At 54.4% G+C, this 10,679-nt stretch carries 11 protein-coding genes; 10 read left to right on the top strand and 1 reads right to left on the bottom strand.

Going from position 1 to position 10,679, the window contains the following annotated elements; translation table 11 throughout:
- The first annotated feature begins 49 nt into the window (after positions 1-49).
- The 6 genes from hisF (at position 50) to trxB (ending at position 6,001) form a co-directional block, all read left to right on the top strand.
- Entirely contained in the window at positions 50-808 is a 759-nt protein-coding gene (gene hisF, locus L691_RS0112165; protein WP_025690803.1) for an imidazole glycerol phosphate synthase subunit HisF, read from the top strand.
- Positions 805-1,524 (top strand): bifunctional phosphoribosyl-AMP cyclohydrolase/phosphoribosyl-ATP diphosphatase HisIE, encoded by a 720-nt coding sequence (gene hisIE / locus L691_RS0112160; RefSeq protein WP_025690802.1) that lies wholly within the window; start codon positions 805-807, stop codon positions 1,522-1,524. Before hisF ends, hisIE begins: the two co-directional genes overlap by 4 nt.
- Positions 1,525-1,542: 18 nt before the next feature.
- Positions 1,543-2,370 (top strand): histidinol-phosphatase HisJ, encoded by an 828-nt coding sequence (hisJ, locus tag L691_RS0112155; RefSeq protein WP_025690801.1) that lies wholly within the window; start codon positions 1,543-1,545, stop codon positions 2,368-2,370.
- Positions 2,371-2,391: 21 nt separating this feature from the next.
- Positions 2,392-3,342 carry a ribose-phosphate diphosphokinase gene (locus L691_RS0112150; protein ID WP_025690800.1) on the top strand — a complete coding sequence of 317 codons (951 nt, stop codon included), beginning with the start codon at positions 2,392-2,394 and terminating at the stop codon, positions 3,340-3,342.
- 213 nt (positions 3,343-3,555) lie between these two features.
- Positions 3,556-4,938 (top strand): tetratricopeptide repeat protein, encoded by a 1,383-nt coding sequence (locus L691_RS0112145; RefSeq protein WP_025690799.1) that lies wholly within the window; start codon positions 3,556-3,558, stop codon positions 4,936-4,938.
- Positions 4,939-5,047: 109 nt separating this feature from the next.
- Positions 5,048-6,001, top strand: coding sequence for a thioredoxin-disulfide reductase (gene trxB, locus L691_RS0112140; protein ID WP_025690798.1), 954 nt, complete (start codon positions 5,048-5,050; stop codon positions 5,999-6,001).
- 114 nt (positions 6,002-6,115) lie between these two features.
- On the opposite strand, the gene L691_RS0112135 is transcribed toward trxB, so the two are convergent.
- Positions 6,116-7,957, bottom strand: coding sequence for an ABC transporter substrate-binding protein (locus L691_RS0112135; protein WP_025690797.1), 1,842 nt, complete (start codon positions 7,955-7,957; stop codon positions 6,116-6,118).
- 136 nt (positions 7,958-8,093) lie between these two features.
- On the opposite strand from L691_RS0112135, the gene L691_RS0112130 reads away from it, so the two are divergent.
- The 4 genes from L691_RS0112130 to L691_RS28695 all read left to right on the top strand — a co-directional run.
- On the top strand, positions 8,094-8,276 hold the full coding sequence (locus tag L691_RS0112130; protein ID WP_025690796.1) for a hypothetical protein: 183 nt from the start codon (positions 8,094-8,096) through the stop codon (positions 8,274-8,276).
- Between the two features lie 261 nt (positions 8,277-8,537).
- Positions 8,538-9,488: an ROK family glucokinase gene (locus L691_RS0112125; protein WP_025690795.1), complete on the top strand. Its 951-nt coding sequence runs from the start codon at positions 8,538-8,540 to the stop codon at positions 9,486-9,488.
- Positions 9,489-9,540: 52 nt separating this feature from the next.
- Positions 9,541-10,440: an RNase adapter RapZ gene (gene rapZ / locus L691_RS0112120; RefSeq protein ID WP_025690794.1), complete on the top strand. Its 900-nt coding sequence runs from the start codon at positions 9,541-9,543 to the stop codon at positions 10,438-10,440.
- Positions 10,441-10,497: 57 nt separating this feature from the next.
- Positions 10,498-10,679: gluconeogenesis factor YvcK family protein (locus tag L691_RS28695; protein WP_198023025.1), on the top strand; the 182-nt coding region annotated here is incomplete at its 3' end.

The following is a 10,679-nucleotide window of genomic DNA, read 5'->3' as shown; positions in this document are numbered from 1 at the left end:
CCCTTGGCTAAGGGGGATTTAGGGGGATCGAAAAAGGAGGTACAACAACATGCTGGCCAAACGCATCATACCCTGCCTGGACGTTAAGGACGGCCGGGTAGTAAAAGGCGTTAACTTTGTAAACCTGCGGGATGCCGGCGATCCGGTGGAGCTCGCGGCGATTTACGACCGGGAAGGCGCAGATGAGCTGGTGTTCCTGGATATTTCCGCATCGGTGGAAGGACGGGCGACCATGGTCGAGGTCGTGCGCAGAACAGCGGGTGAGATCTCCATCCCGTTCACGGTGGGGGGAGGCATATCGGCCCCCGAGCATATGAAGACGATCTTACGGGCCGGAGCCGACAAGATCGGCATTAACACGGCTGCTGTAAACAATCCGCAGCTGATTCTTGAAGGAGCGCGGCGGTTCGGCTCCCAATGTATTGTAGTGGCGGTAGATGCCAAATATAATGAAACTTGGGGCGAGTGGGAAGTGTACACCCACGGCGGACGCAAGCCTTCCGGAATCAAGGCGCTTGAGTGGGTGAAGGAGGCCGAGAGGCTGGGAGCGGGCGAGATTTTGCTTACCAGTATGGATGCCGACGGTACCAAGGACGGCTTTGATATAAAACTCACATCTGCTGTCAGTGATCTGGTGGATATTCCGGTGATCGCATCGGGCGGAGCGGGAAAGATTGAGCATTTTTACGATGTGTTTACTGCGGGCAAGGCGGATGCTGGGCTTGCAGCGACCATTTTTCATTATAAGGAAATTGGGATCGGCGATTTGAAGGCCGACTTAAAACAAAAGGGTGTGGAGATCCGATGAACGAACAGCAAAATAAGGCGACAACTGAGCAGCAGGAAATTTTGGAAGGAATACGCTGGAATGAAGCCGGGCTTCTTCCGGCTATCGTGCAGGACGACACCACCCTGGAAGTGCTTATGTTCGCATACATGAACCCGGAATCGCTGAAGCTGTCCCTGGAGAGGGGACAGACCTGGTTCTGGAGCCGTTCACGGGGTGAGCTGTGGCATAAAGGCGGCACTTCGGGTAATACACAGGCAATTACCTCGATTCACTACGATTGTGACAGCGACACACTGCTTGTGAAGGTCAAACCGGAAGGGCCGTCCTGCCATACAGGCAAGGTTTCATGCTTTTACCGTGAGCTGCCGCTCGATAGCAAGGCCGCAGACAACCAACCAGCAGAAGAGTTACATATCGCTGAAAAACCGGCAGGAGAGCGTTTTGCCGTGCTAGCCGAACTGGAGCGTGTGATCGCCGAGAGAGAGGTGGAGCGTCCGGAAGGAGCCTACACCACCTATCTGTTCGACAAAGGCGTTGACAAGATCCTGAAAAAGGTCGGCGAAGAGACGGCGGAAACGATTATCGCGGCCAAAAACAAGGATAATGCCGAGCTCCGGCTCGAAGTCAGCGACCTGATCTACCATCTGCTCGTCCTGCTGCAGGAGCGCAAGCTTCCGCTTGACGACATTATGGCCGAGCTGAGCGCGCGCCACGAGCGGCCCCGCCGCGATTAGTACAGAAGGGAGCCTACCATGCTTATCGATTATCATACCCATCACGAGCGCTGCGGGCATGCCGTAGGCAAGCTCGAAGATTACGTACGCCGGGGCATCGAACTTGGCCTTAAGCAGCTCGGCCTGTCGGATCATCTGCCGCTGGTTCATGTCGATCCGGCGCAGTATTATCCGGAGATGGCTATGCCGCTTGAGGAGCTTCCCCGCTATGTCGAGGAATGTCTGGCCCTGAAGGAGCGTTACCGGGGAGTCATCGATATCCGGGTAGGGCTTGAAGCCGATTATATCGAAGGCTATGAAGAGGAGATCCGCGAACTGCTCGCTCCTTACCCTTGGGATTACCTGATCGGCTCGGTGCATTTTCTCGGCGAGTGGGATATTACCGACTTCCGGCAGGTTCATGGCTGGGAAGGCCAAGATCCCCTTGCGGTCTACCGGCGCTATTATCAAGCGATAAGCAAGGCTGCATCTTCGGGGATATACGATATAATAGGGCATATGGATGTTATCAAAAGATTCGGCTACGGACCGGATACACCAGAAGGGCAGGCGGAAGTGAAGGAGCTTGAGCTGAGCGCGCTGCGGAGAATAGCGGATGCGGGAATCGCGATGGAACTGAACGCCTCCGGCCTGTTCAAGCCGTGTGCGGAGATGTTTCCGGCTCCGTATGTGCTGAAGCAGGCGCTTGAGCTCGGCATCCCGCTGACGCTGGGCTCGGACGCCCATGATCCGGCCAAGCTTGGTGAAGGCCTTGCGGAGGCTCGCAAGCTGCTGTGGGATACGGGATTCCGTGAACTCGCGGTATTTGATAGCCGCCGCCGGGAAATGGTCTTTTTTGAAGGATAAGAATGAATTAAGGAGGGCGCTATGCAGCACCATACATTGCGTATTTTTTCCGGGTCGTCCAATCCGAAGCTGGCTGCGGATATTGCCTCAAGGCTTGGCGCGGAGCTGGGGAAGATTAAGCTGACCCGCTTCAAAAGTGGCGAGATTTATGTGCATTACGAAGAAAGCATCCGGAATTGCGATGTCTTTTTGGTGCAATCTCTCTCCCATCCCATCAATGAGCTGTTTGTCGAACTGTTGGTAATGATTGACGCCGCGAAACGGGCGTCGGCGCGAACGGTCAATATTATCGTTCCGTACTACGGCTATGCCCGTCAGGAGCGCAAGTCGGCACCTAGAGAGCCAATCTCCGCCAAAATGGTTGCAGACGTGCTTACGACAGCCGGCGCGACGCGCGTACTTACCCTCGATCTGCATGCGGCGGCGATCCAGGGATTTTTCAATATTCCGGTTGATCACTTGACGGCGCTTGATCTGATCAGCGGGTATCTGAAGGCCAAGAATTTGTCCGATATAGTGGTCGTATCGCCCGATGCCGGTCGCGCTTCCACGGCCGAGAAGCTGGCAAGCAAGCTGGATTCGCCGTTTGCCATTATGATCAAGAAACGTCCGGCCCATAACGAATCGGTCATAACCCACGTCATTGGCGATGTGGAGGGACGGACTCCGGTCATTATCGAAGACCTGATCGATACGGGAACTACCATTGTCAACGTTGTTGAAGGATTGAAGGAGAGAGGGGCAAAGAACAGCATCGTCTGCGCCACGCATGGATTGTTCTCCGGTCCTGCGATCGAACGGCTGGATCACCCTGGAATTGAGGAAGTGGTGGTAACCGATTCCATCGAGCTGCCTGCTGATCATTCCGGCCGCTTCACCGTTCTCTCGGTCGCTCCAATGCTGGCGAGGGCCATAAGTATTATTATCGAGGGCGGTTCTATAGACAAACTGTTTGGAGACGCGGGAATATAACATTCCCCGTCTTTTTTTATCTCCAGAATGAAATACGATACGGTTTCAGGCTCCCGTTCAACTTGAAAACCTCTTTCGGTTTTATGGTATACTGTGTGAAGACAGCAGAGGCCAACTCTGGAAACGGCAAACGTGAAGTTTGGAGAATCGCTTGCAAAGCGCGTCTTCTGTTGGAAAGAGGGTTAGGGAGCTTATAAGGAGGTGCCAGCTTCCATGATAGAAAAGATTTCAGAGATCGATGGCGGGACAGGAAACGTTATCCCCGTCGCTCTGAACGCTAATTTTTTCTTTGAAAGAGCCGTCCGTTCGCTGGATCGCTTTCAATATGAAAAAGCACTGAAAAATTTCCGCAAAGCGGTTGAATATGAACCGGAAAATCCGGTTAATCATTGCAATATGGCGGGTATACTGTCGGAGATGGGGGATTACGAGGCGTCTAACGCCATTCTGGCCCATGTACTGGAACAGGTGGACCCTTCAATGACGGAATGCCATTTTTATATGGCCAATAACTTCGCTAATATGGAAAGCTTTGAGGAAGCCGAGCGCTCGCTCGTGACGTATCTTGAGGAGGATGCGAACGGCGAGTTCCTCTCGGAATCGGAGGAGCTGATGGAGCTGCTGCACTATGAGCTCGACCGTCCCGTTTCGCTGAACCGGATCCGCTGCCGGGAAGGGGCGGTCGAACATGACCGTGCCCGGAGCTTGCTGGAAGAAGGGAAATTTCCGGAAGCGGTGCGTCTCTTGGAACAGATCACCGAGGGAACCCCCGATTTTTTGGCGGCGCATAATAATTTGGCTTTGGCGCATTTTTATATGGGCCGGTTTGCCAAAGCGAAGGAATGTATTGCTCGGGTGCTGGAGAAGGAGCCGGGCAATTTGCATGCGCTATGTAATCTGGCGATTTTCCTGCAGTACGAAGGGGATCGGAGCACGCTGGATGGGCTGCTGCAGATGCTGGAGGTCACTGTTCCATTTCACCGGGAGCATGTCTTCAAGCTTGCGACGACAATGGGGATTCTGGGACGGCACAGAGCGGCTTATGGTCATTTCCGCCGTCTGCTGAAAGACGAAGAGATCAGCGGGGACGCCGGGCTGTATCATTACTGCGCAGCCGCAGCTTGCAACAGCGGACTGCGGCTGGAGGCCGAGCGCTGGTGGAGGCAGGCCGCCAAGCTCGACCCGGAGTCGGAGGTGCCCCGGTTCTTCTTGAACCAGCTGCATCAGTCGACGGCGGAGGGTTCGGAACTGCCGGCCGTCAGCTATAACTATCAGCTCCCATTTCAGGAGCAGCTTAGGCTGTGGAAGGCCAACAAGGGCAGCTTTGTGGAGCAGGTTAGGGTAAATCCGCTGCTGCGTTCGTCCTTCTTCTGGGCGCTGCGATACGGAGATGCCAGCTTGAAGCGCCAGGTCACCGAAGCGCTGACTTGGATCGGCGACGAGGAGATGGCGGGAGCCCTCAAGGAACTGCTTAGCGAGCCGGTACAGGACGGAAAGCAGGAGGAATCGGGTCTTCTCCGCCTGCAGAAGCTTATCGGCATGGAGGCGGACAAGGAACAACGCCCCGAAGGAAAAGAGAGGCTTCCCCGCGGCTAGCAGTCCGGGTGAGGAGCCCCGGGATCGTCCCCTTTGGACATAATAGGGATAACAAGCTTGGCATACAGCCAAACTTTATAATAATCCGTTTGCGAGGAGGGCACTTAAGATGTATAAATCGATTGTAATCGGAACAGGTCCAGCCGGTCTGACCGCCGCCATTTATTTGGCGCGTGCGAATTTGAACCCGTTGGTGGTTGAAGGCCTGCAGCCGGGCGGACAGCTGACAACGACGACCGAAGTGGAGAACTTCCCTGGATTCCCCGAAGGTATTCTCGGACCGGATCTTATGGACAATATGCGCAAGCAAGCGGAACGCTTCGGGGCCGAATTCAAAAGCGCCTGGGTAGAGTCCGTCGATTTCTCGCAGCGGCCCTTTAAAGTGAATGTGGATGGGCTTGGCGTACTGGAAGCAGAAACGGTTATTATCTCGACGGGCGCTTCGGCCAGGTATCTCGGAATCCCTGGAGAGCAGGACAATGTGGGACGCGGAGTCAGCACCTGCGCTACCTGCGACGGCTTCTTCTTTCGCGGGAAAAATATCATTGTCGTCGGAGGCGGCGACTCCGCGATGGAGGAAGCGGGCTTCCTGACACGGTTTGCAAGCAATGTTACGCTGGTGCACCGCCGCGAGGAGCTGCGGGCGTCCAAGATTATGCAGGACCGCGCAAAAGAAAACAGCAAAGTTTCATGGGCGCTGAACCGCACGCCGTTGGAAGTTGTGACCGGCGAGACCGGAGTGAAAGGACTGCTTGTCCGCGATAACGAAAGCGGTAAGGAAGAACTCATTGAAGCCAACGGGGTCTTCGTGGCAATTGGCCACACGCCAAACACCGCTTTCCTCGGCGGCCAGATCACAACTGACGCGAACGGCTATATCGTGGTCCGTCCGGGCACAACAGAGACGAACATCCCCGGTGTGTTTGCCTGCGGCGACGTTCAGGATACCCGGTATCGTCAGGCCATTTCAGCAGCGGGTTCGGGCTGTATGGCGGCGATGGACGCCGAGAAATACCTGGAGGGCACAATGGTGCATGACTGGAGCGAGACGCTGGATAAATAATGAGGCCAAGAGCCTTCAAGCGGAGCTAATCCGAAACTTATAAAGAAGCCAAGCTTCACCTGAAACGGGGAGCTTGGCTTTTTGCGTGAAATCATGCTACCCAAAGCCTGTTTCCTATGCGAGGGAATGCGGCTGGAACCAGACGGTGCGGAAGTCGACCCAGCCGCATGAATTCAGATTGATTCCCTGGATGGTGGAATGGAACCGGGTGTTGCTCTTCTTGTGAAGCAGAAAGAGAACGCTGCATGATTGACGCAGCAGTTCCTCGAGCTCATAGAGTCTGCGCCAGCGGCTGTGCGGGTCGGAGTCAGACAACACCGAACGAGCCGAAGCTTCTACAGTCTCCCGCATACCGTCCGGCAGGGCTGAAGGGAAAAATCCTTTCTGTAAGTATAATTCCAGATCCTGGATTTCATCCTTGCCGAGAACGACCTCATACAACTGACAATCGTCCTCTGGCGAAAAGCCTGGACCGGCCACACCCTCTGCCTTGCGCACCTGAATTTCCATACGGATACCGAAATCGCGGCAGCGCTGCTGGATCCACTGCGCGTCGGCGACATGTCTGCTGCGGGTGGACAACAGTACAGTCTCTCCCCGGTAACCGCTTTGCTCTAATTGCCGGTAAATCTCCGCTGCATCCGGCGAGGGTTCCATTCTAGCCGCAGGGTCTGCGGCTTCGCCGTGCTGAGTACGGAATCCCCGCGCCGGATAAATACGGTTCTCCCCGAGATCGGCGATCATTTGCTTACGGTCAATGACCAGATCAAGCGCCCGCCGGAAGGCGAGGCTGCTCTGGGGCCCTCTCTTGCGCTGGTTAAAGACCAGCATGCTGCAGCCCGGAGAAATCGTCTCCACCTCACGCCATTCGGCATCCGGTCCGGCGCTTTTTCGCAAATATCCATTGTAGACGTTCTGCTCCGTGCAGGAGGCGCCGGACCAGTCCGGCTCCTTCAGCATCCCCGCATCCTGCTCGGACAGGTGTATGATTTCAACCCGATCGATATGCGGCCTGCCCCGGAAATGGGATGAAAAAGCCTCCAGTATGCAGATACTTTCATCATGCCGGACCAGCTTGAACGAACCGGTTCCTATCGGCTGTCTCATAAAGGCGGCCTCGTCGGCCCCGCACAGGTCTGCGGGAAGGATGGAGGACGCTTTGACGGAAAGCAGGTGGAGAAAGAGATAATTGGGTTCTGTAAGCGTAATGTGGACTGTTTTGCGGTCAAGCATACGGATATCGGATATTCCCGTAAACATCCAGCTCTGCTCATAGCGCTCCGGATTCAGCCGCAGCCGGTCGAAGGTATAGATGACATCCTGAGCCGTCACTTCCCTGCCGTGATGGAAGCTTACGCCTTTTCTTAGGTGGATGATCCATTCGCTGCAGTCGGGCGAGCTTTCCCAAAAATGGGCAATGGAAGGCCGAAAGGTTTCGCTAATCGGATCGAAATCGACCAGCGTATCGTAAATATGGCCGATAATATGCGAGTCGAAAGCAAAATAGATCGAAGCGGGGTCGAGCGTTACAATGGAGCGCTGCACGGGGAACCGAAGCGTATCCAGCACGGTGTCGGTACCCAAAGTCCGGGTAAAGCCCATGCCGCCTGAGAGCCATTCCAGGAATCCGTTCTTGACCTGCGAGGACTCGCCGAAGCGGTCGATCAGTTCGAGCGCCCCTTTGACATCGCCTTTTTTCGTTTGGGATATGGCTTCTTCAAGCAGTATATCCTGCAAGTCGGCTAGAAAAGTGAGCATGGAGGAATTCCCCCGCCCAAGCCCGGGCTGCCAACTAATCCATCCAAGATCGGACAGTTTGCGGAGGACGATCTTAACGTTGCGCGGAGTACAGTGCCATATCTCGGTCAGCGTTTGAACCGTGGCGGGAAAGGGAATATTCAGTTCGCGGTCGACGTAAGACGATCGAAGCTCGAAGAATTGCAGAGCAGCCAGCACAGGGAAAACCTCCTTCATTCCGCAAAAAAAGGTGAAGCGGATAATTCGGATTATACCCTTTTTACCCCTTTTGGAAAAGGTATACTAAAAATAACATCCGGATGTGAGATACGACAAAGAAAGGGGCGGGATCATTGTGATTATGAATCATCCTGCAATAGCGGAAATGCTGGTGGAGAAGAATCGGAAAGAGCTTGAATGTCTGGCGGATAGACAGTGGAGAATACAAGCTGCCGAGAACGTTAAGAGCAGGCCATTGAAGCGAGAAAGAGGGACCCTATGGTCCTTGGCTTTAAAAAGAATTAGCAGAATGCTGTGAAGCGATTGAAAAAAGTCGGTCACACCCCTTTAATTGTTGAAAACCTCAGTCCTGTTACCCACGTCATAAATTAATCTGTTCCCCTGAATTGGGGGCAGCCCGACCATCCGGCGGTTTTTTTCTTTATGACCACAACTCCAAGAACTTTAGGCGGCGCATCCTACCCGGGTGTGCCGTCTTGCCTTGACCGCAGGGAAGGCTTCTATTATAGTGGGTATCGTGGGATTTACTATTTTAGCATAGGAAAAGGTGGCTTGTTACATGTCGGAAAATATCTACGTAGGCGTGGATTTGGGCGGAACCGCCATTAAGGTGGGCATCTGTAATAGTGAAGGCCATTTGCTGCATACCTATGAAGGGCCTACCGGAACTGAGATCGGTGTCGATACCGTCATTGACAACATCGAGAAATACGTGCGTCAGATTGTGGCTGATTCGCCATATGAATGGGACCAGCTAGCCGGTGTTGGAGCGGGAGTCGCCGGTTTCACGAACATTCGTGAAGGGATTATTATTCTTGCGCCCAACATTGGATTCAGAGACGTGCCGATCCGCGCCATTCTGGAGAGTCGATTGAACAAGCCGGTCAAAATAGATAACGACGCCAATGTGGCGGCGCTTGGAGAAGCCTGGAGCGGGGCCGGTCGTGGCGTAGACAACTGTGTCTGCTATACGCTGGGAACAGGCGTCGGCGGCGGCATTATTATTAACGGCAAGGTTTATCAAGGGTTCTCCGGTCTTGCCGGCGAGCTCGGCCATATTTGCGTGGTGCCTGATCTGGAAGCGATTCAGTGCGGGTGCGGGAAGATGGGCTGTTTGGAAACCGTTTCCTCAGCAACGGGGATCATTCGGATGGCAAATGACGCGGTAGCGCGGGGCGACCGGACAACGCTTTCCGCAGTGGAGAAAATCGCTGCGAAGGAAGTGTTCGATGCAGCCAAGGCTGGAGACGAAGTAGCGCTGCGGATCGTGAACCGGGCTGCATTTTACCTCGGCAAATCTATGGCGGCAGTCGCGGCTGTGCTGAATCCCGAAGTCTTTATTATCGGCGGCGGCGTGTCCAAAGCCGGTGAAATTCTGTTCGAAGAAATCCGCCGCGTATACGCTCAGGTTACGCCTGAACCGCTGCAGAAGGATGTAAAGATCATTCCCGCACAGCTCGGCAACGATGCAGGCATTGTCGGCGCTGCCGGTCTTTTGCTGCGTTCTTAAGAAACGGAAACGGAAAATTATTCATACACTAATTCTAGGGAGGGGAAGCTTGATGACCGAAGAGGAGAATACTCCGTCGGCGGCGGCCACCCTGATCATAATTACCGGAATGTCGGGAGCGGGCAAGACCATTGCCGTGCAAAGTCTCGAAGACCTCGGATTTTTCTGTGTTGACAATCTTCCGCCCGTTCTTATCCCTAAGTTCGCGGAGCTGATTGAGCAGTCCAAGGGGAAAATCGCGAAGGTGGCGCTTGTTATTGACTTGCGGGGCCGCGAGTTTTTTACCGCTTTGTCCGAATCCCTCAGCTTTATCAAGGATCACTTTACGATCGGCTGCGAGATTCTGTTTCTTGATGCTACCGATTCCGTACTGGTGCAGCGCTACAAGGAAAGCCGGCGGCGGCATCCGCTCGCTCCGAAGGGCCTGCCGCTTGATGGTATTCGGCTCGAACGCAAAATGCTGGAGGAGCTTAAGAATTCGGCTACGCAGGTTATGGATACGAGCAATATGAAGCCGGCCCAGCTCAAGGAGAAGATTATCTCCCGCTACTCTCATCTTGGAAAAAGCACGCTCTCCGTTAACATTACCTCATTTGGCTTCAAATATGGCATTCCGATTGATGCGGACCTCGTGTTTGACGTGCGCTTTTTGCCCAATCCGCATTATGTGGATCATCTCCGGCCTCATACGGGACAGGATAGCGATGTTTACGATTATGTAATGAAGTGGCCCGAGACGCAGGCATTTCTTGAGAAGCTGCTGGATATGCTTCAATTTCTGATTCCCCAATACCGTAAGGAAGGCAAGGCCCAGATCATTATCGGCATCGGCTGCACGGGCGGCAAGCATCGCTCGGTGGCCATTTCGGAATATTTGGGCAAAATGTTGGGGGTCAGCGAGACGGAAACGGTATCGGTCAGCCACCGGGATGCCGAACGCGACCGGCATTAGGAGAGAAGGGGTATAATCGTGGCTGAATATTCGGGACAGCGTCCGCGGATCGTCGTTATGGGCGGCGGAACCGGACTGTCCGTTATGCTTCGCGGCTTGAAAGAGATGCCGCTTGATATTACGGCTATCGTTACGGTGGCCGATGACGGGGGAAGTTCAGGCATACTTCGCAGCGAGCTGCAGATGCCGCCGCCGGGTGATATCCGCAACGTCCTGACGGCAATGGCGGATGTCGAGCC

The sequence above is a fragment of the Paenibacillus zanthoxyli JH29 genome, from assembly GCF_000520715.1.
Classification (GTDB): Bacteria; Bacillota; Bacilli; order Paenibacillales; family Paenibacillaceae; genus Paenibacillus_AQ; species Paenibacillus_AQ zanthoxyli.
The sequence above is the reverse complement of the archived record's forward strand: the minus strand, read 5'-3'. Positions and strand labels throughout refer to the sequence as shown.